General features: G+C 64.0%; 16 protein-coding genes. 2 read left to right on the forward strand and 14 right to left on the reverse strand.

Annotated features, from left to right (window positions below; genetic code table 11):
* Positions 1 to 94: 94 nt before the first annotated feature.
* Positions 95 to 3,457, forward strand: a complete 3,363-nt coding sequence (locus tag CLU92_RS26965) for a S41 family peptidase (protein WP_101484377.1) — start codon at positions 95 to 97, stop codon at positions 3,455 to 3,457.
* A 4-nt stretch (positions 3,458 to 3,461) separates the two neighbouring features.
* Here CLU92_RS26965 and CLU92_RS26970 read toward each other — a convergent pair whose 3' ends face one another.
* The 5 genes from CLU92_RS26970 to prpR form a co-directional block, all read right to left on the reverse strand.
* On the reverse strand, positions 3,462 to 4,181 hold the full coding sequence (locus CLU92_RS26970; protein WP_101484378.1) for a LytTR family DNA-binding domain-containing protein: 720 nt from the start codon (positions 4,179 to 4,181) through the stop codon (positions 3,462 to 3,464).
* Positions 4,178 to 5,236: a sensor histidine kinase gene (locus CLU92_RS26975; RefSeq protein ID WP_257562264.1), complete on the reverse strand. Its 1,059-nt coding sequence runs from the start codon at positions 5,234 to 5,236 to the stop codon at positions 4,178 to 4,180. Before CLU92_RS26975 ends, CLU92_RS26970 begins: the two co-directional genes overlap by 4 nt.
* Before the next feature lie 3 nt (positions 5,237 to 5,239).
* Entirely contained in the window at positions 5,240 to 6,112 is an 873-nt protein-coding gene (locus CLU92_RS26980) for an alpha/beta fold hydrolase (protein ID WP_101484379.1), read from the reverse strand.
* Positions 6,113 to 6,202: 90 nt separating this feature from the next.
* The gene (locus tag CLU92_RS26985) at positions 6,203 to 7,129 is read right to left on the reverse strand and encodes a phytanoyl-CoA dioxygenase family protein (protein WP_180338603.1); all 927 of its coding nucleotides are present in this window, start codon (positions 7,127 to 7,129) and stop codon (positions 6,203 to 6,205) included.
* Between the two features lie 25 nt (positions 7,130 to 7,154).
* The gene (prpR, locus tag CLU92_RS26990) at positions 7,155 to 8,780 is read right to left on the reverse strand and encodes a propionate catabolism operon regulatory protein PrpR (protein WP_101484381.1); all 1,626 of its coding nucleotides are present in this window, start codon (positions 8,778 to 8,780) and stop codon (positions 7,155 to 7,157) included.
* 211 nt (positions 8,781 to 8,991) lie between these two features.
* On the opposite strand from prpR, the gene CLU92_RS26995 reads away from it, so the two are divergent.
* On the forward strand, positions 8,992 to 12,648 hold the full coding sequence (locus CLU92_RS26995) for an EAL domain-containing protein (RefSeq protein WP_101484914.1): 3,657 nt from the start codon (positions 8,992 to 8,994) through the stop codon (positions 12,646 to 12,648).
* 199 nt (positions 12,649 to 12,847) lie between these two features.
* On the opposite strand, the gene xth is transcribed toward CLU92_RS26995, so the two are convergent.
* From xth to CLU92_RS27035, 9 genes are all read right to left on the reverse strand, one after another.
* Positions 12,848 to 13,612 carry an exodeoxyribonuclease III gene (xth, locus tag CLU92_RS27000; protein ID WP_101484382.1) on the reverse strand — a complete coding sequence of 255 codons (765 nt, stop codon included), beginning with the start codon at positions 13,610 to 13,612 and terminating at the stop codon, positions 12,848 to 12,850.
* Between the two features lie 133 nt (positions 13,613 to 13,745).
* On the reverse strand, positions 13,746 to 13,946 hold the full coding sequence (locus CLU92_RS27005; protein ID WP_101484383.1) for a helix-turn-helix domain-containing protein: 201 nt from the start codon (positions 13,944 to 13,946) through the stop codon (positions 13,746 to 13,748).
* Complete coding sequence (locus CLU92_RS27010; RefSeq protein ID WP_101484384.1) at positions 13,943 to 14,233, reverse strand: hypothetical protein; 291 nt, start codon at positions 14,231 to 14,233, stop codon at positions 13,943 to 13,945. Before CLU92_RS27010 ends, CLU92_RS27005 begins: the two co-directional genes overlap by 4 nt.
* On the reverse strand, positions 14,230 to 15,345 hold the full coding sequence (locus CLU92_RS27015) for a site-specific DNA-methyltransferase (protein WP_101484385.1): 1,116 nt from the start codon (positions 15,343 to 15,345) through the stop codon (positions 14,230 to 14,232). Before CLU92_RS27015 ends, CLU92_RS27010 begins: the two co-directional genes overlap by 4 nt.
* Entirely contained in the window at positions 15,342 to 15,503 is a 162-nt protein-coding gene (locus CLU92_RS27945) for a hypothetical protein (protein ID WP_180338604.1), read from the reverse strand. The genes CLU92_RS27015 and CLU92_RS27945 overlap by 4 nt, the downstream gene beginning before the upstream one ends.
* Positions 15,500 to 17,077: a DNA cytosine methyltransferase gene (locus CLU92_RS27020; RefSeq protein WP_101484915.1), complete on the reverse strand. Its 1,578-nt coding sequence runs from the start codon at positions 17,075 to 17,077 to the stop codon at positions 15,500 to 15,502. The genes CLU92_RS27945 and CLU92_RS27020 overlap by 4 nt, the downstream gene beginning before the upstream one ends.
* Complete coding sequence (locus CLU92_RS27025; RefSeq protein WP_180338605.1) at positions 17,074 to 18,168, reverse strand: UvrB/UvrC motif-containing protein; 1,095 nt, start codon at positions 18,166 to 18,168, stop codon at positions 17,074 to 17,076. The genes CLU92_RS27020 and CLU92_RS27025 overlap by 4 nt, the downstream gene beginning before the upstream one ends.
* Positions 18,165 to 18,890 carry a hypothetical protein gene (locus CLU92_RS27030; RefSeq protein ID WP_101484387.1) on the reverse strand — a complete coding sequence of 242 codons (726 nt, stop codon included), beginning with the start codon at positions 18,888 to 18,890 and terminating at the stop codon, positions 18,165 to 18,167. The genes CLU92_RS27025 and CLU92_RS27030 overlap by 4 nt, the downstream gene beginning before the upstream one ends.
* A complete protein-coding gene (locus tag CLU92_RS27035; protein ID WP_101484388.1) occupies positions 18,887 to 19,177 on the reverse strand; it encodes a hypothetical protein in 291 nt (96 codons plus the stop codon). The genes CLU92_RS27030 and CLU92_RS27035 overlap by 4 nt, the downstream gene beginning before the upstream one ends.
* Positions 19,178 to 19,187 lie beyond the last annotated feature (10 nt).

Here is a 19,187-nt window from a genome sequence, read left to right on the forward strand (position 1 = left end):
GTATTGCTTTTGCACAAGCTATGCAAGAATCAGGATCCCGGTGTCGGCCATGCCCCGCATCGTTTCGTGTCCCTGGCTCTTGAAAGACTGCTCAATGAAAATTTCCCGCACTCTCGCTTCCCTCCTGTTTTCCGCCGGCCTGCTGGGCAACGCCGCCGCTGCCGCCGCTCCTGCCGGCAGCTATTTCCGCTTCCCCGCCGTGCGCGGCGACACCGTCGTCTTCACGGCTGAAGGAGATTTGTGGAAAAGCAGTGTGCGTGGTGGCGCAGCGCAGCGTTTGACCACGCATCCTGGCTATGAAACGAACGCGGCTATTTCGCGCGACGGCCTGTGGCTGGCGTTTTCCGCCGCCTATGAAGGGGCACAGGAAGCGTATGTGATGCCGCTGGCCGGCGGCTTGCCGCGCCGCATTTCCTTTGACAATGGCGGCGTGCTGGTGCTTGGCTGGACGGCGCAGGGCGAGGTACTGGTCAGCACGCAAAACACGGATGGTCCCGCCTCGCGCCGCATCGTCGCCGCCATCGATCCCGTGAAACAGACGCGCCGCGTGTTTCCCGTGGCCGACGCCAACGACGCCGTGCTCGACGACGCGGGCAAGACCCTGTTCTTCACGCGTTTCGGCCTGGCCATGACCAACGACAATGTGCGCAACTACCGGGGCGGCGCGCATGCCACCCTGTGGCGCTATGATCTGGGCGGCAAGGGCGAAGCTGTGCGCATGCATACGGAGCCTGCCGTGTTGGCGGGTAACAACAAGCGCCCAATGTGGTGGCAGGGCCGTGTCTACTATATTAGCGACGCGGGCGGCAGCGACAATTTATGGAGCATGCTGCCCGACGGCTCCGACCGCCGCGCCCTGACGTTCCACACGCAGTGGGACGTGCGCAACGCCGCGCTGGGCGATGGCAAGGTCGTCTACCAGCTGGGCGCCGATTTGCACGTGCTGGACCTGAACGTTCCTGCAACAGGCGCTTCGCAGCCGCTGGCCATCAGTCTCGTGTCCGATTTCGATCAGCAGCGCGCACGCCAGATCCGCTCGCCACTCGATACCTTGAGCAATGTCCAGGTGTCGGGCAAGGATGAGCGCATCATTCTCACTGCAAGGGGCCGCGTCAGCATCGCCGGCACGGGCAGCCTGCGCCGCGTCGATATCGCCATTCCCGAAGGGGCGAGGGCGCGCGATGCCGTCTTTTCCAGCGACGAGAAATCCGTCTTCGCCATCGTCGACACGAGCGGGGAAAACGAAATCTGGAAGTACGCCGCCGATGGCTCGGGCAAGGGCGAGCAGCTGACGACGCAGGGCGATAATCACCGTTGGAAACTGTATCCATCACCGGACGGACGCTGGCTGGCGCACACGGATAAAAAAGGCCGCTTCTGGCTGCTGGACCTGGCAACGAAGGGCAACCAGTTGATCGATGACGCAGGCAAGGCGGGCGTGGACAAGCACGACGAAGTGCAATGGTCACCCGACAGCCGCAATCTGGCCATCGTGCGCGTGGCCAGCAACGAGCAGCGCGAGCAGATCGGCTTGTACAACCTGGCATCGAAGCAGCTGCAATTCGTCACCAGCGACCGCTATACGTCCGGTTCGCCCGTGTTTTCGCCCGATGGGCGCTGGCTGTATTTCCTGTCGGCGCGTAATTTCCAGCTGGCCAACGGTTCGCCATGGGGCGACCGCAACATGGGCCCCGTGTTCGACAAGCGCATCGGCGTGTATGCGCTGGCGCTGCAGCCGGGCAACCGGTTCCCGTTCCAGCCCGACGATGAGCTGAGTCGCCCGGGCGTCAAGCCGGCCGAGACGGACGATGAAAAGGCGGCCGAACAGGCGGCAGAAAAGGCCCTGGAGAAGGCGGGTGGCAAGACGGCCGTGAAGAAAGCACCAACCGCGCTGCCGGCCATCGTCAGCCAGGGTCTGGCCGAGCGCCTGTATGAAGTGCCGCTGGCGGCGGGCAACTACAGCGCGCTGGCCGCCGATGACAAGCGCCTGTATTTCCTTGAGCGCGACAGCGGCGAGAACAAGTCCAGCCTGAAGACCCTCGCCATCGGCAATACCGGCTCCAAGCCGGAACTGCTGGTGGCCAATGTGCGTGAATTCGACCTGGCGTCGGATAAGAAACACCTGTATTACAGGACGGCGGCGGCCACCGGGCCAGGAGAGATGCTGGTGATCGAGGCGGGCGCCAAGCTGCCGGCCGACCTGTCGAAGGCAAAAGTCAAAGTCGACGACTGGACGTTTGTGTCGAATCCGCGCCTGGAGTGGAAGCAGATGTTCAACGACGCCTGGCGCTTGCACCGCGACTTCCTGTACGACGCGAAGATGCGCGGCGTGAACTGGAAGGCCGCGCGCGACAAGTATGCGCCGCTGGTCGAGCGGGTCACGGACCGGGCCGAGCTCAATGACGTGCTGGGCATGATGGTGGCCGAAGTGGGCGCCCTGCATTCGCAGATCCGTCCCGGCGAATTGCGCCGCACGGAACAGGAAGGCACGCCGGCGGGCCTGGGCGCCGTGCTGACGCGTACCAGCGACGGCTATCAGGTCGAGCATGTCTACCGCAGCGAAGCGGAGCTGCCTTCGGCGCGCGCGCCCCTGTCGCGGCCCGACGTGGATGTGAAGGCGGGCGACGTGATCACGTCCGTCAATGGCAAGGATGTGCTGGCCGCGCGCGACATCAGCGACCTGCTGCTGAACCAGGCCGACAAGCAGGTGCTGTTGCAGGTCAAACGGAATAATGGCAAGGGGGGCGCGCCGCGCGCCGTCATCGTCACGCCCGTCAACATGGCGAAACAGACGGCGCTGCGCTATGGCGACTGGGAGCTGAGCCGCGCCGAGCAGGTCGCTGCTGCCTCGCAGGGGCGCATCGGCTACCTGCATCTGCGCGCCATGGGGGCGAACGATATCGCCTCGTTCGCGCGCGATTTTTATGCCAATATCAACCGCGAAGGCCTGATCATCGATGTGCGGCGCAACAACGGCGGCAACATCGACAGCTGGATCATCGAAAAACTGCTGCGCAAGGCCTGGGCTTACTGGGCGCCGCCGGGCGTGCAGCCGTCGTCGAACATGCAGAATACCTTCCGCGGCCACCTGGTGGTGCTGGTTGATGAACTGACCTACTCGGATGGCGAGACCTTCGCCGCCGGCATCAAGGCCCTGGGCCTGGCGCCGCTGGTGGGCAAGCGCACGGCCGGCGCGGGCGTCTGGCTCAGCGACAATACGCGCCTGCTGGATAACGGCATGGCGCGCGTGGCGGAAAATGGCCAGTTCGGCATCGATGGCCAGTGGCTGATCGAAGGCGTGGGCGTGGTGCCGGATGTGGAGGTGGAGAACCCGCCGCACGCCACCTTTCATGGTGCCGACCGCCAGCTGGAAGTGGCGCTCGACATGCTTGCGAAAAAGCTCAAGGAACAGCCGCGTCCCGCCTTCCAGGCGCAGCCGATACCCGCGCTGAAGTAAGGGGTTACAGGCCGGTGACGGCCTTGAACTGCTGCGCGCGGCGGCGCGACACTTCGATCAGGCTGCCGTCCAGCAGGCGCAGCTCGAGACCATCGGCCGCATTCTGCGCGAGTTGTGCGACCTGCGCCAGGTTGACGATCTGGCGCCGGTTGGCGCGCAAGAACAGGGTGGAATCGAGCTTCTCTTCCAGCTGGTTCAGGGAGCGCAGCATCAGCGGCTGCTGCGTGCCGAAATGCACGCGCGTGTAGTTACCTTCCGATTCCAGCAGGCGGATATCGTCAAACGCCACAAACCAGCAGCGTTCCCCATCCTTGATGAATACCTTGCGCGGCGCGGGCGACGGTGCCGCCCGCACCCTCGCGCCGACCTTCGCCAGCGCCGTCGCCAGGCGCGCCGCCTGCACGGGTTTTTGCAGGTAGTCGAGGGCGCTCACGTCAAACGCCTGCAGCGCGTACTGGTCGAAGGCCGTGCAAAAGATGACGTCGGGAGCATCATCCAACGCGGCCAGCAGGTCGAAACCGGAGCCGCCCGGCATTTGCACGTCGAGCAGCAGCAGGTCGGGCCGCAGCTTGTCGATCTGCGCGACGGCGTCGGCCGCGCTGGCCGCCTCGCCGACGATCTCCACAGCACTTTGCTGAACATGCGGCGCGAGCAGGCGACGCAGTTCGGCGCGCGCCAGGCGCTCGTCATCGACCAGCAGTACCTTGAGCGGTTGACCGTTCATGCTTGCTCCGGCAGAAGAATGGTGGCGTATACCCAGCCCGCCTGTTCGCGCAGTTCCAGGCTGGAGCGCTCGCCGCAGGCCAGCTGCAAGCGTTGTCGCGCATTGCGCAAGCCGATGCAGGTGGAGTTGCCTGGCTCGCGCAAGGCGCCCGTGTTGGCCACATCGATCTGCAGCATGGTGGTGCCGTCGGCAGGACTGGAATGCCGCGCTGCAATGCGGATGTCGCCGCCATCGGCGCTTGTTTCGACGCCATACTTGACGGCGTTTTCCACCAGTGTTTGCAGGGCCATGGGCGGCACGCGCACGTGATCGATGCCGGGGGCGATGTCGAAGCTGACGCGCAGGCGTTCCTCGAAGCGACTCTGTTCGATCGCCAGGTAGGCGCGCACGGCGTCCAGTTCGGCCGCCAGCGGCACGGTCGCGTGCTGGCTGGACTGCAGCGCGTGGCGCATCAGGTTGGCCAACTGGTCGATCATGCGCGCGGCTGCCTCGCGGTCTTCGAACATCAGCGCGCGCACGCTATTGAGGCTGTTGAAGAAAAAATGCGGATTGATTTGCGCCTGCAGGGCGCGCAACTGGGCATCCTTGGCCAGTACTTCCAGGCGCAGCGCCTCGGCCTCGAAGCGGCTGGCGCGGCGCAGCGACAGCGCGGTGAAGTAAAACACCGTCCAGGTCAGGAATACCCCGAACCAGAACAGCAACGCGCCGGGCAGCCAGGCGATGCCGCGGATGGTGTCCGGCGGATACATGACGTGGAAGGCGGCCGTCACGCTGGCCGTCTGGATGGCGGCCAGCACGATCAGCGACGGCACGATGCGTTTCCAGCGCAAGCCGTTCGCCGCCCAGCCGTGCCGGCGCAGCACGCCATGCCACAGGTGCGACAGCAGCAACCCGCCCAGGGAACCCCAGCTGGCAATCGTCACGACGATGCGCAGCTGCGTGGAGCCGCCATACACGCTATTGAACAAGGTGAGTGCGCCCCAGCCGGCCAGCTGGAAGGTCCAGTACCAGTTGATCCTGGCCAGCAGTGGCGGCCGGTGCAAGGGCGCGTTCACGGCCTAGTCCAGGAACTGTTCGATGCGCGCATACATCCAGTCCGGCTGGTCGTACATGATGAAGTGGCGCGCAGTGTCGGCGAGCGTGACTTTTACGCCAGGCAGTTGAGCATACTGTTGCTGGAAGGTCGCTTCGATGGCGGCGCGCGGCGCATAGTCCTTGTAGGCGATCCAGGTGCCCAGCACCAGCGTGGGCGAGGAAATACGCGCCACGTCCTGGCGCAGGTCGCTGGCCAGCAGGGTGCCCATGGCCTTGATCACCGTTTCGCGGTCCGAACGCTGGCCCCAGCCGAAGATGCGTTCCACGTCGACCGGCGCGCTGGCCATGCCTGTGACGGTGCGGCGCTGGCTGGCGCTGGAACTGGCCGCATCCTGCGCGCGCATGGCCGCTTGCATCTGTGTTGACATGGCTTGCAATTGCTGCGGCGTGATGGACGGCAGTTGCGTCGCTCCCAGCGCCGGCAGCGAGTCGACGATCACCAGCTTGCCTGTTTGTGCCGGATGGTCGATAGCCATTTTCAGGGCCAGGAAGCCGCCCAGGCTATGCCCGATGATGGCTGGCTGGCCCAGTTTTTGGGTGCCGATGTAGTCGGCCAGCTCTTGCTCGGCCTGCGCCAGCAAGTCGCCCGCGATGGGTGCCACGCCGGCAAAGCCGGCCAGTGTCAGCACGTGGCATTGGCGTGCGGCTTGCGGGCCGCACAGGCGCGCCACCGTGCCTTGCCAGACTTCGCCCGAGGACGCCAGGCCGGGAATCAGGATGAGGGGGCGGCCTTGTCCGGTGACGTCGACCGTGAAGGCCTTGGGTGCGGCGGCCTGGCTGGCACCCGCCAGCAGCACGGTGGTGAGCAAGATGCATGTTTGCAGTGTTCGTTTCATGGGGTACTCCTCCTTGACGGCCATGCTAGCGGCGCAGGCAAGCGGCCGCCAGTGCCGCGGGATGAGCGGCAGCAGGGAGGGATGAGTGGTTCAGAGCCACACATCCTGATCCTGGCGGTGATCCGGAAAATAGGTCAGGTACTGAACCATGCGCGGCGCCGGGCCGCGGTTGGGCGTGGCGCAATGGGGCAGGGCCTGGTGCCAGATGATGAAATCACCGGCCATGCCTTCGACGGGCACGGGCCGCAAGTCTTCGATGGCCCATTCGCGCGGCTGGCGCCCCGGCGGCACTTGCCGCAGCCAGTTGGCCATGTGCCGCTGGAAGCCGGGCACGCAGTGAAAGGCGCCGTGCTGCGCGGGACAGTCGCTCAGGTACAGCATGCCTTGCAGCTTGAAGGGAATCGGCTGTTGCAGGCTGACGTCCCAGTGCAGGGCGCTGCCAAGGAAGCGGTGCTGCGGCGTTTCCGGCGGATTGAAGCTCACCTTGTCGATGCTGGCGTAGATGCCGGCGCCGGCGCCGTATAGCTGCTGATAGGCGTGGCGTATGTGCGCGCTGTGGCGGTTTTCCTCGAGGGCAGGATGGTCGGAAAACTGCAGCATCAGGCCCCGTTTGCCCGGGTGCGGCTGGTACCACGATGCCGCATCATCCGGGCTGGCGCCCAGATAGTCCCAGATGGCCGCCTGGACGGCGGCGCAGTGCGCGCGCGGCACGACGCCGCGCAGCACCAGATAGCCGTGCTCCTCGAAATGGCGCAGCTCGGCGGCGGACAGCACGTCCTGATGGGGACTGGCGGCGTGTGCCGGGCGTGGGCGCGTGCGCGCGGCGATCCAGTCTGTGTAGGCCTGCAGGGTCGGTCGTTGCTGATACAGGAAGTGCAGCGTGTCTTCCATCGAAATGCCGCGCGCGTACAGGGCCTTGATATCCAGGTGGTCGCGCGCCAGTGCGCCGCTGCCGGTGGCGCCGCCGTGTCCCGTGCAGCGCTGCCATAAATCGTGCAGGTGAGGCCAGTCGTCCATGGTGTTTTGGGTAGGGTTGAAAAAATCAGCCGGCGCGCAGGCGGCGCCACAGGGTGGTGCGGCTGATGCCCAGGTAGCTTGCGGCCGCATCGCGGCGCCCGCCGAAGCGCGCCAGCACGGCGCTGGCGCTTTCTTCCTCGCGCTGCTGTGCAACGGCGGCAGCCGGCGCCGGCAAAGCCGTGGCCGGGCTGGCGCCTTGCGCCAACTCCGGCGCCACACCCAGCACGAAGGCGGGCGTGAGCGCCTGCAGCGGTTCGGCGGCCAGGAACAGCGCCAGGCGCTCGGCCAGGTTGCGCAGTTCGCGCACGTTGCCGGGCCAGTCGTAGCGGCGCAGCAGCGGCGCGCAGGCGACGATTTCCGCGTGCAGGTTGGGGTGCGGGCGGGCGCCCAGCGCGGCCAGCGCGTTCTTCAGCGACCATTCGGCCAGGCCTGGAATATCGCTGGCACGTTCGCGCAAGGCGGGCAAATGCAGGCGCAGCACGGCCAGGCGGTAGAACAGGTCGGCGCGGAAGCGTCCTTCGCGAATGCGCTGCTCCAGGTCGCAGTGGGTGGCGCTGATGATACGCACATTGATGGCGATGGGCCGCGTGCCGCCCACGCGCACCACTTCGCGCTCTTCCAGCACACGCAGCAAGCGCGTTTGCAGGGGGAGCGGCATTTCGCCGATTTCATCGAGGAAGAGCGTGCCATGGTTGGCCGCCTCGAACAGGCCCGCATGGCCGCCCCGGCGTGCGCCCGTAAAGGCCCCATCCTCGTGGCCGAACAGCTCCGATTCGAGCAAGGACTCGGCGATGGCGCCGCAATTGATGGCGATGAAGGGCCGGTTCGCGCCCAGGCTGCGCGGGCTTTCGCGGTGGATGGCCTGCGCCACCAGTTCCTTGCCGCTGCCCGTTTCGCCCTGGATCAGCACCGTCGCCGGCGAGCGGGCGTACAGTACCACCGACTGGCGCAGCGTTTCCATCGCTTCCGATTCGCCGCGCAAATCGTGCAGGCCATGCCGCGCGCGCAAAGTGTCGGCCACCACAGGGCGCCTCCCGCGGTTCGATTCGATCTGGGTCAGGCGCGCCAGTTCCAGCGCGTCGTCGAAGGCGCGGCGGATGGCCGTGGCCGAATACACGAAGACGGCGGCCAGTCCCGCCTCCTCGGCCAGGTCGGTGACGAGGCCCGCGCCGACGACGGCCTTGACGCCGGCTGCCTTCAGTTCGTTGATCTGCGCGCGCGCATCTTCCTCGGTGGCATAGGTGCGCTGGGCAATCTGGAAGCCGAAGGTGGCGGCAAATTCGGCCAGTTCCGGCATCGGATCCTGGTAGGTGACCACGCCGATGTCCGGCGAGATGCGCCGCGCGCGCGCCAGCGCCTGCATCACGTCGTAGCCGCTGGCCTTGGCGATGATGACGGGTACCGACAGCCGGCCTTTCAGGTAGGCACCGTTCGAACCGGCCGCGATGACGGCGTCGCAGCGCTCGGTGGCCATGCGTTCGCGGATGTGGCGCACGGCGTCGTCGAAGCCCAGGTTGATCGGTTCAATCGTCGCCAGGTCGTCGTATTCGAGCGTGATGTCGCGGAACAGGTCGAACAAACGCGAGACGGATACGGTCCAGATGACGGGTTTGTCTCGGTGGTCGAGCGGAGGTTGGGGAGGGCGGCGCATGCTTTATTCTAAACGATTTGTTTCATTTTCTTGCCTTGCAACGGCTTTGCAACGGGCGTGTTGCAAGTGGTCTGTGGCGTTTCAGATATTGCCAATAAGGAATATGAAAAAACCGCCGGAAACTGGTTTATGATCTAACAGCACCATGATGCTTGGAAGATTGTTTTACCCAGGCGTATGTTCACTTTGCCTTTAACCATCCATGGCGTCCATGAACCGAGTGCCGACCAGTCCCGATTTCATCGCCGATGCCTTGCAACTCATCGCCTTGCCCGCCTGCGCCTGCGATGCCTGCGGCATGGTGGTCGCGGTGAATGGCGCCTTGAATGCCTTGCTGGGCAAGGATGTGTCGGGCCGGCTGCTGGCCGACTGTTTTACGGACGCCTACCGCGCGTCGAGCACCAGCATGCTGCGTGGCGCGCTGGGTGCGGCCGGGCGCGAGCGGCACTGGGACAGCAGCCTGGAGGGAATGGGTGCCGCCATCGCCGTGCAGGTATGGGCCAAGCCGTTGCCGGTGGGCGATGGCTTGCCGGGCGCGACTCTGGTGTTTGCCGACATCAGCGTGCAGCAGCGTGACCAGCAAGCCTTGCGCAAGACCTTGCTGGAGCAACAGGCCATCCTGGAAAGCGCGGCCGTCGGCATCGTGTTTTCCAGGGGCGGCTTCATCGAGGAGTGCAATATCCGCGCCGCCGAGATGCTCGGCTATGCGCGCCACCAGTTGACTGGCATGCCGGGCGCGGTGCTGTACCGCTCCGCCGAGCATTGCCGCATCCTGGGGCTGGAAGCGGCGCCGCTGCTCTCCAAGGGCAAGCCCTACCGCACGGAACTGGAATTGCGGCGCCAGGATGGCTCGCTGTTCTGGAGCCGTCTGCACGGGCGCGCCGTCGATCCCTTGAATACGCATGACGGTACCGTATGGATTATCGAGGACATCAGCGACCATCGGCGTGATGAAGACCAGTTGCGCCGCGCCATGCTGGAAATGCAGGCCGTGATGGATAACGCGCCGCTGGCCATCGGTTTTCAGCGCGAGAAAGGCGTGCTGCGCTACAACCGGCGCTTTGCCGAATGCTTCGGCTTTGATGGCGACAGCGGCGTGGGCCTGGCCGTCGCCGACCTTTACCCGTCGCGCGCGGCTTACGAGAACGTGGTGCGGCAAGCGTCGCCCCTGCTGCGGCGCGGCCAGCCGTTCCAGGGCGAGATGGAAATGCGCCGCCGCGACGGCTCCACATTCTGGGCGCTGGCGTATGGCTATGTACTGAACCCCGAGAGCCAGACCGACCGCGGCTTGCGCGACACGATCTGGCTGTTCGACGACCGCAGTGCGCAGAAGGCTGCAGAGGAGGCCACGCGCCAGCTGATGCTGGAGCAGCAGGCCATCCTCGACAATGCCTCCGTCGGCATCCTGTTTTCGCGTTCGCGCCTGGTCCTGCGCTGCAATCCCCGCTTCGCCGAAATGTTCGGCTACGCGCAGGAGGAGATGACGGGCTTGCCCGCTGCCGCGCTGTTTCCCTCGCCTGCCGCCTACGAGGAGTTTGGCGCGCAAGCCACGCCGCTGCTGGGGCAGGGCTTGCCGTACGAACGGGATGAAGCGCTGTTCCGCCGCCGCGATGGCAAGCTGTTCTGGTGCCGCATCCGCGCCAAGGCCGTCGACCAGGCGCACAGCGAGAAGGGCACGATCTGGATACTCGAAGACGTCACGGACAGCCGCCAGGCGCAGATGGAGGTCGCGGCCATCATGACGAATGCCTCGGTGAGCATCCTGTATACCAAGAACCGCCTGATCACGCGCTACAACCTGGGCTTTGCCGCGATGTTCGGCTACAGCGGCGACGAGGCGCTGGGTTTGCCCGGACGCGCGCTGTACGTGTCGCAGCAGTCCTACGACTTGCTGGGCGCGGCGGCCTTTCCCTTCCTGTCGGTGGCCAAGCCGTTCCAGACGGAAGTGGAAATGATACGCCGCGACGGCAGCACCTTGTGGGCGCAGCTGATCGCCTACGTCGTCAATCCGGACGATCCCGCCGCCGGCACCATCTGGATCATCGAGGACCGCACGGAAGCCAAGCGCGCCGAAGAATCCTTGCGCAATGCGCTGCTGGAAAACCAGGCCATCCTCGACAGCGCCGTGCTGGGCATCTCGGTGGTGGAGGGCGGCTACAATTTGCGCGCCAACAGCAAGATGGAAGAGCTTTTCGGCTATGGTCCCGGCGAGATCAACGGCCTGTCGGTGCAGGCCCTGTATCCGGACGTGGCCGCGTGGAAGACGGCACGCGGCGAGACGGCGCGCGACTTTGCGGCTGGCAGGGTGCACATGTCGGAGTACCAGCTGGTGCGCAAGGATGGAAGCCGTTTCTGGGCGCGGCTGTCCGGCCGGCCGTTTGACCTGGCGCATGCGCACGGTCGCTCGGTGTGGCTGGTCGACGATGTGACGGCGCGCCGCGAGGCGGCCGAGGCGGTGCGCCACGCGCGCGACGAACTGGAGCTGCGCGTGCACGAACGCACGGCCGAACTGGCCGGCGCCAATCTGCTGCTGCAGGGCGAGATCGTCGAGCGGCGCCAGGCCGAGGCGCGCGTGCATCACATGGCCTACCATGACAACCTGACGGGTTTGCCGAACCGCGCGCTATTGTCGGACCGCCTGGAGCGGGCCATGCTGGCCTCGCAGCGCTCCGGGCGCAAGCTGGCCGTGATGTTCATCGACCTGGACCGCTTCAAGACCATCAACGATTCGCTGGGCCACATGACGGGCGATTTGCTGCTCAAGGAAGTGGCTGCCCGGCTGTGCCGCGCGGTGCGCGCCAGCGATACGGTGGCGCGTTTGGGCGGCGACGAATTCGTCGTGCTGGCGCCTGGCATCCGCGACAACGACGAGGCGGCGCGCGTGGCCGAGAAGATCATCGAGGCGCTGACGCCCGCTTTTCCGCTCGACGGCCATGTGCTGCATGTGACGCCGTCGATTGGCATCTGCTTGTATCCGGACGATGGCGGCGATGTCGACGCCCTGATGCGCCATGCCGATGCTGCCATGTACCACGCCAAGGGCAATGGCCGCAATAATTACCAGTTCTTCACGCAGACGATGAACCAGGCGGCGGCCCTGCACTTCGACCTGGAAAGCAGCTTGCGCACGGCGCTGGCACTGCAGCAGTTCGAACTGTTTTACCAGCCCATTATCGATATCGCCACGCGCCGCCTGCATGGCATGGAAGTACTGCTGCGCTGGCGCCGTCCCGGTCATGGCCTGGTGCTGCCTGACCGTTTCATTCCCATCATGGAGGAAAACGGCTTGATCGTGCCGGTGGGCGAATGGGTCATGCGCCAGGCATGCGAGCAAAGCATGGCCTGGCAGCGCCAAGGCTTGCAGCCCGTACCCCTGGCGGTAAACCTGTCGCCGCGCCAGTTCATGCACAAGGGCCTGGTGGCGGCCATCGGCGCCGTGGTGCGGGAAACGGGCATCGATCCGGCGCTGCTGGAATTCGAGATCACCGAGACGGCGCTGATGCAGCACGGCGAGCATACCCTGGAGATTTTACGGCAGATCAATGGCATGGGCCTGCGCCTGTCGATCGACGATTTCGGCACCGGCTATTCCAGCCTGGCCTACCTGAAGCGCTTCCCCGTGAAAAAGGTCAAGATCGACCGTGCCTTCATCAAGGACCTGGAACACAGCGCGGAAGACCGCGCCATCGTGGCGGCCATCATCGCGCTGGCCGACAGCCTGCAATTGTCGACCGTGGCCGAGGGCGTGGAGACGGAAGAGCAGTTCGCCCTGCTGCAGGTAAAAGGCTGCCGCTATGCGCAGGGCTATCTGTTTTCTGCGCCGGTACCGGCAGTCAATGCGCAGGTACTATTGGAACGCGGGACATAAGCTGCTGCGCGTCGGTATAGGTAGCCTGCGATGCTCACCGTGCTCGAGCACGGCTGCACCTCTCGGCAACATCTCCCTTCCGCTCGCGACGCTTCTGTCAGGCTTTCTTGATTGATTAGTCGATGGTGGCGATGACGGGCGCATGGTCGGACGGCTGTTCCCATTTGCGTTGGTCCACCTTCGATGATGCCCGCCTCGCTTAATCGATGGTGGCCACAACCGGTGCATGGTCGGACGGCTGCTCCCACTTGCGGGGCACGCGGTCGATCACGCAGGCGGTACAGCGGCCCGCCAGGGCTGGCGAGAGCAGGATATGGTCGATACGCAAGCCCTTGTTCAGGCGAAAACCCAGTTGGCGGTAATCCCACCAGCTGAACGTTTTTTCCGCCTGCTCGAACAGGCGGAAGGCGTCCGTCAGGCCGATGTCGAACAGGCGCTGCAGGGCGGCGCGTTCCTTGTCCGAGACCAGCACCTGGCCGGCCCAGGCGACGGGGTCGTGCACGTCGCGGTCATCGGGTGCGATATTGTAGTCGCCCACGACGGCCAGCTGCGGGTGCTGCAGCGCTTCTTCGGCCAGCCAGTCGTGCAGGGCGGACAGCCAGCCCAGCTTGTACTCGTATTTGTCCGAATCGACGCTCTGGCCGTTCGGCACATAGGCGCAGACGACGCGCACGCCACCGATAGTCGCGGCCAGGATGCGCTGCTGCGCATCTTCATAGAGGGGATTGTTCTTCACCACGTCGGTGATAGGCAACTTCGACAGGATGGCCACGCCGTTGTAGGTTTTCTGGCCGCTGAAGACCACCTGGTAACCGGCCGCCTCGATCTCGGCGACGGGGAACTTGTCATCCGTGAGCTTGGTCTCTTGCAAGCAGAGTATGTCGACCGGGTTGTCTGTCAGCCACTGCAGCACTTGCGGCAGGCGCACTTTGAGCGAGTTGACGTTCCAGGTGGCAATTTTCATTATTTGATTTGCAGTCATGTTTTATGCGGGTTCTAAGGCTTCGTGTCTTGTAAAAATCGATCTAGCTACAAATCTAGCTACAAATCGTTGATGAGCCACTTTGGGGCGCTTCTTGCCGCATCATACACGGCCTTTATTCGTCCGGCTTTCTTCCTCTCATGGCCAAAGCCAGGCTTTCCGACGTGATTCGGCTGGCGCCGATGCTGATCTTGACCAGGACCAGCTGGCCGCGCGACACCATGCGGTACAGTGTGGCGCGGGATACCTCTAGGCGCTCCATGGCGCTGCTGATTTTGTACAGGCGTTGTTCGACAGGTTGTGGCGTAGTGTTCATGATGCGTTCTCCATTTGCAGGGTCTTTATAAGGTCGAGCTGGCGCGGGTCGCTGCGGTCCAGCACGTAGATGTAGGTCATACCGCCCGGCGAGCGGTCGTCGCAGTCCGGCTGGTCGTTGGCCACGGCCAGCGCTGCAGCGCTCGAGCACACGCCCACGGAGCGTTCGAACAGGCAGCCCTCGCAGCTGGGAGCGTTCGCTTCCTGCGCTTTGAAGCGCACGGCCGCCGGGTTGATCGGTTCGTCGCGCTCGCCACGCCACTTGTCGCTTGTGATGCATTTAGTCATGCTGCCACCTCAATTTCTGCAAAAAGTGTCGACTCCGCCTGGATGCGTTTGCGCGCGATCTCGGCGTAGGCCGGGTTCAGCTCGATACCGATGCAGTCGCGCTGCAGGCGGTCGGCGACAAGACCGGTGGTGCCAGCACCGAAAAACGGGTCCAGTACCACGCCGCCTGGCGGACAGCCTGCGCGAATGCAGTTTTCCGGCAGCTCAGGCGGGAACGTGGCAAAGTGCGCTTCGGCGAACGAATGCGTCGCCATAGTCCAGACGCTGCGTTTATTGCGGAAGCCGTCGGGGATAGAATCTTCCCGATCCGGCCTGTGAGTGCCGACGGTTTGGCCAGGAATCGCCGCGGCCCGCTTGGAGTCCTTCCGCTTGAATGTATCGCGGGCAGAGACACGGCCTCGCCCTCTGTCTGCAGCGTCAGTGCCATGGCCGGATCCGACGCCACGACTGACAGCTTTCATTGGACCGTTGGTTTTTCCTGGGACGCGGGTGCTGCCTGCTTGATTTTCGATGTCCTGCGCAAGTCTGGACACGGTACTGGCCGTTACCGGCTCCCTGATCGCCTTGGCGTCGTAGAAATACTTCTCGCTTTTCGTCAGCAGAAAGATGTACTCATGGCTTTTTGTGCAACGATCACGCACTGACTCGGGCATGGGATTGGGCTTGCTCCAGACAATGTCCTGGCGCACCCACCAGCCGGCGTCCTGCAGCGCAATCGCGAGCCGGTGTGGCATCATGCAGAGGTCTTTCGGTTTGAACCCCTCCAGTTTTTTGCGGTTAGGCTGCGTATTGACCATGCCGCGGCGTATAAATCGCTCGCCTTGGTCGCCGCCACCTGGCGCGCGGCCAACGGTGCCCGAGCCGGTGGCATAGCTGTCGCCCATATTGATCCAGCATGTGCCGTCAGGGCGCAGCACACGGCGCACCTCTTCGAACACGCCGACCATGACCTCGATGAACTCGGCAGGCGATGCTTCTAGGCCGATCTGGCCATCGACGCCGTAGTCGCGTAGCCCCCAGTATGGCGGGCTGGTAACGCAACAATGGACGGAGTCGGCGGCCAAGGTGCGCAGCTGTTCGCGCACGTCGCCGATAAGAATTTTCACCGTCATGACGCCACCTTGGCACATTTGACACAGCGCCCGTACTGGGCCAGCTGGCGCGCGGTGCTGGCCTTGCCGCAGGCGCAGCGCTTGCGGATCAACGAATACACTGGTCCCTTGTTGTTTGCCTGGTGCTGGCGTTCGACGCGGGCGAGGTCGTACATCATGCTGCCCTCGCCATCTGAGAAAGTGGCTGGTAGTTAGCCCGAATTACAGCTTCTCCCAGCTTCGGTGGCACCGCGTTGCCACACATCGCCACCTGCGTCGCCTTCGAGAAAACACGGCCATCATGGCCACGATCGATGATGTAATTACGTGGAAAGCTGCTGATGTTGTACAGCTCGCGTGGTGACAGCATGCGAAGGCAGATATCCACGATCACGTACGGATCGCCTTTGATCCAAACGGTGACCAGGGCCAGGCGATCCTTGGTCGTGATCGTGGACAGCGGCTCGCGCAGGTCGCCCCACTGGCCGCCGCTGCCGTAATACCGGATAAAGAAAGCAGCGCAGCGCAGCGCGCCTTCTTCCGCCTCGGGTGCCAGGTGATACTCGACCAGGCCATGGTGCTGCCCACCGGCGCTGATGGTATGCAGCGGTGCCTTGAGGTCGGCCGCTGCGCAGTTCCCTCGCAGATGCAGCAGGTGTGCCATCACCGGGCGCTGTTGGCCTCCTGTATGGGTGATGGTCGACAGTGGATCGCGCATGTCACGCGCTGGCGTCGAATTGAAGCCACCGTTTGCCTGATCGATGAACGCTGCAACCAGACGCGGTTCGGCCACCGCCATGGAGCCTCCGCGCGGCCATGCGGTTATGGTGCGTAGCGGCTCGCGAATCGATGTGACGCCCTCGCTGGACCAGTTGGCCAGCTCTATGATGAATGGATCAGCGTTATCAAGGACGTATCGCTTGAGGCCCACAGCCAAGCGCGTGTTTGTCGCCTCGGCAAGCGGCCGGGCGCGATCGAATATCGATTTCGACGGAATGCTGAAATCGATGTGCTCGTAGGCTGCGCGCCACTTCTTCTTTCCGGCCAGGGGCAACTTGTGATGGGAGGGTTGCGGCCATACGATCGGCTCACCATCACAGCGCGCCACCCAGAACAGGCGAACGCGTGACGTAGATGCCCCGTGGTCAGCGGCGCATAGCAACTTGTCATCAGTCACGTATCCCATGCTTTGAATGATCCGGTTGAACTTTTTCCAGGTGCGGCCGGCATGTTTCGGATTCGGGATGAGGTATTGTTGCTGCACCGGAATACGCTCACCAGGTGCGGCAACCGTGCCGTCGAGCCGCATGGCACGGCCGGTGACCTTGCATCGCTTGGCGATCAGGGGCCCCCAGCTGCGGATCTGCTTGACGTTTTCCAGCGTCATGACACGTGGTCGCTTCTGACCTGCCCAGCGTGCGCCGATCCACGGCAGGCCGCGCAGTCGCGCGCTACGCGGCTGACCGCCCTTGGCCTGGCTGTGGTCGGTGCAATCAGGGCTCATGTGCAGCAGACCGACCGGCATGTCGCCAGTGACGTCTCGCGGGTCCACATCAAATACGTCAGCGCAAAAGTGCTTGGTTTGTGGGTGATTCGCCTCGTGCATGCTGCAAGCATCGCTGTTGTGGTTGACGGCGATATCAACCGGCCGGCCAATGGCGGCCTCGATCGCCTGCGACATGCCGCCGCCGCAGGAAAATTCATCCACGACCAGCTCATCATGGATTGGCAAGAGAAATTGACGAGCGTTCACGCGCACACCTCCTGCTCGCCAGCGATCTGGATCACCTTGTTGGGCGCGCAGTCCCAGCCGCGCACTTCGTCAGCGGTGAACTTTCCGGCCTGCGACAGGTCGCTCGTATAGCCGCGGCAGCCTGCACGGTGATACACATTGCTCTCAGTGTGCCAAATAGCGAACAGCGGCGGATTGCCCGGGAACAGAATGTCACGAAGCACAGCGGCGCGCTCAAAGTTCATCGCTTTGATCGCCTTGGCCAGTTCGCCTTCGAGGCGAAGTCGGCGATCCCTGGCGTTACGCTTTACACGCGGGTCGCCAGGGCATCTTGCCCAGATCGCTGTATGCCACACTGATGTCATGGCGTAGCGCCCGGTGACGATCTGCCAGTTGCCATTGAGGTCGTAGAATGCCGTCCCGCAAATGACGCGGCCGGACCGGTCGATTGCATACACTTTGCTGCCGTTTTCCAAGGCGACGCCGTCAGCAGCAAAGCCCTGATCCTTGTTGCTGATGTTCGCGCGGTCGAGCGCTGCGACGTAATGGCCCGTGGTGCGGCGGCAGTGAGCTGCGTACTCGAGCGCGGTGGCGCGCATGAAGCCGAGCACCGGCTTGGGTTGCTCAAATTCATATCCGGTCATGACATTCAGCAGATAATCGCGAATGCGGCGGCGCGAGCGCTCCATCTCGATGCGCACCAGGTACGGCATGCAAGCCTCCTTGTTCCACTCGTACCGTCCTTCGTTATCGGGCCGCGTCGGGCAGTTTACGGACTGGAACATCTTGAAGCTGATGCAGCGCCCGCTGATGTCCAGGTCCGCCTTCAAGTTACCCTTCGTGCAGAAGCGTTTCGATTCAACAGACCAGCGCGCGACGTCGCCACCGTAGTGTTTCACCGCGTGTTCGTCGATCTCGGGCATGGTGCAGGTCCAGCCCAGGCGATTCAACGTTTGTACTATGCGAGCGAAGACCTCGCGCTTGAACTGGCGATTCCAGGCTTTCTCCGCCTGGTAGTTGCCAGCGGCGCGAATGCCTTCTTCCCAAATGCTCAGGGAGGCATCGCCAAAAATGATATTTCCTGCACGATTGATACGGCCTATGGTCATCATGCGGCGCTCCTGGCGGCGTTCAGCCATTCGGGCAGCACCGTGCCCACCGTGTCGACGCGCATCGGCATCAGCACGGCAATGAAATCGGGAAGGTCAGCGATACGCGCCACCGTGCATGCGTTCCGATCGCCTTCGACGTTGTAAAACTCGATGGCGCGCATGTACACGTTGCGACGCAGCGCGCGCTCGGCGACGTTGGTGGACTGCGTCACCAAGCCGATCAACGTGCCGTTGACGGCTGCTACCATGCCGCGTTGCAACCTTTCGGCGCGCGGAATGACGCGCTCGTAGGACGGGTAGGGTATCGAACCGTCTATTACGGGCGAACCGGGCTGAATGTAGACTTCGACACCATGCTGGTCGATCACAGCCAAGCGGTTATTACGCATCACTACCAGGCGCTCGGCGCCACCGACGGCGCAGGCCGCCAGCGTACCGCGATCAAATTTGAAGGTGGCCGCAACTTCGCACACCGCGTTTTTGTCGTGATAGATGCCCATGGCATGCCCGTTGGTGGCGCAAATGATGGCGCCGCCTCCCGGTGCTGGCGACACGTTGATGCCGCGCAGGTAGTAGCGTGCCTCGCCCATCTTGGCGATGAATGGTGCGACGATCGCGCAGCACCAGGCGCTCAGTTCCAACTTGGCGTGCACGGCCACGTCGCTGGCCGCCGCGTCGCTGCCGATTGGCAGCTGGTCGGGTGTTTTTTCGCGGGCGTTCACAGCACACCACCTTTCGCATCCAGCAGCTGCTCAAGCTCGCGCTCCAGCCGGTTGCGGGTGGTGATCAGGCAGCTGGCCTGGACGCGGCGCCCCGTCTCGATGCTGGTTAGGCGGTCGATCTCGGCTTGCGCCGACCTAGCGCCGGCACCCCAGCCCAGGACCAGTACAGAAACCAAGATGATGGCGGCGCTGACTGCTGGCTCGATTTCGCCCAGGCTCACGGCTAGGCTGCCTGTGATGATGCCGATGATGGCCATGGCGATGACCAAGTAGGTATTGAATTTCATGTAATGCCCT

The sequence above is a fragment of the Janthinobacterium sp. 61 genome, assembly GCF_002846335.1.
Lineage (GTDB): Bacteria > Pseudomonadota > Gammaproteobacteria > Burkholderiales > Burkholderiaceae_D > Janthinobacterium.

Excerpts from the sequence above, each read along its gene's own strand:
- CLU92_RS26965 (WP_101484377.1), top strand. The coding sequence starts at position 95 with ATGAAAATTTCCCGCACTCTCGCTTCCCTCCTGTTTTCCGCCGGCCTG.
- CLU92_RS26970 (WP_101484378.1), bottom strand. The coding sequence starts at position 4,181 with ATGAACGGTCAACCGCTCAAGGTACTGCTGGTCGATGACGAGCGCCTG.
- CLU92_RS26980 (WP_101484379.1), bottom strand. The coding sequence starts at position 6,112 with ATGAAACGAACACTGCAAACATGCATCTTGCTCACCACCGTGCTGCTG.
- CLU92_RS26985 (WP_180338603.1), bottom strand. The coding sequence starts at position 7,129 with ATGGACGACTGGCCTCACCTGCACGATTTATGGCAGCGCTGCACGGGA.
- prpR (WP_101484381.1), bottom strand. The coding sequence starts at position 8,780 with ATGCGCCGCCCTCCCCAACCTCCGCTCGACCACCGAGACAAACCCGTC.
- CLU92_RS26995 (WP_101484914.1), top strand. The coding sequence starts at position 8,992 with ATGAACCGAGTGCCGACCAGTCCCGATTTCATCGCCGATGCCTTGCAA.
- xth (WP_101484382.1), bottom strand. The coding sequence starts at position 13,612 with ATGAAAATTGCCACCTGGAACGTCAACTCGCTCAAAGTGCGCCTGCCG.
- CLU92_RS27005 (WP_101484383.1), bottom strand. The coding sequence starts at position 13,946 with ATGAACACTACGCCACAACCTGTCGAACAACGCCTGTACAAAATCAGC.
- CLU92_RS27010 (WP_101484384.1), bottom strand. The coding sequence starts at position 14,233 with ATGACTAAATGCATCACAAGCGACAAGTGGCGTGGCGAGCGCGACGAA.
- CLU92_RS27015 (WP_101484385.1), bottom strand. The coding sequence starts at position 15,345 with ATGACGGTGAAAATTCTTATCGGCGACGTGCGCGAACAGCTGCGCACC.
- CLU92_RS27945 (WP_180338604.1), bottom strand. The coding sequence starts at position 15,503 with ATGATGTACGACCTCGCCCGCGTCGAACGCCAGCACCAGGCAAACAAC.
- CLU92_RS27025 (WP_180338605.1), bottom strand. The coding sequence starts at position 18,168 with ATGATGACCATAGGCCGTATCAATCGTGCAGGAAATATCATTTTTGGC.
- CLU92_RS27035 (WP_101484388.1), bottom strand. The coding sequence starts at position 19,177 with ATGAAATTCAATACCTACTTGGTCATCGCCATGGCCATCATCGGCATC.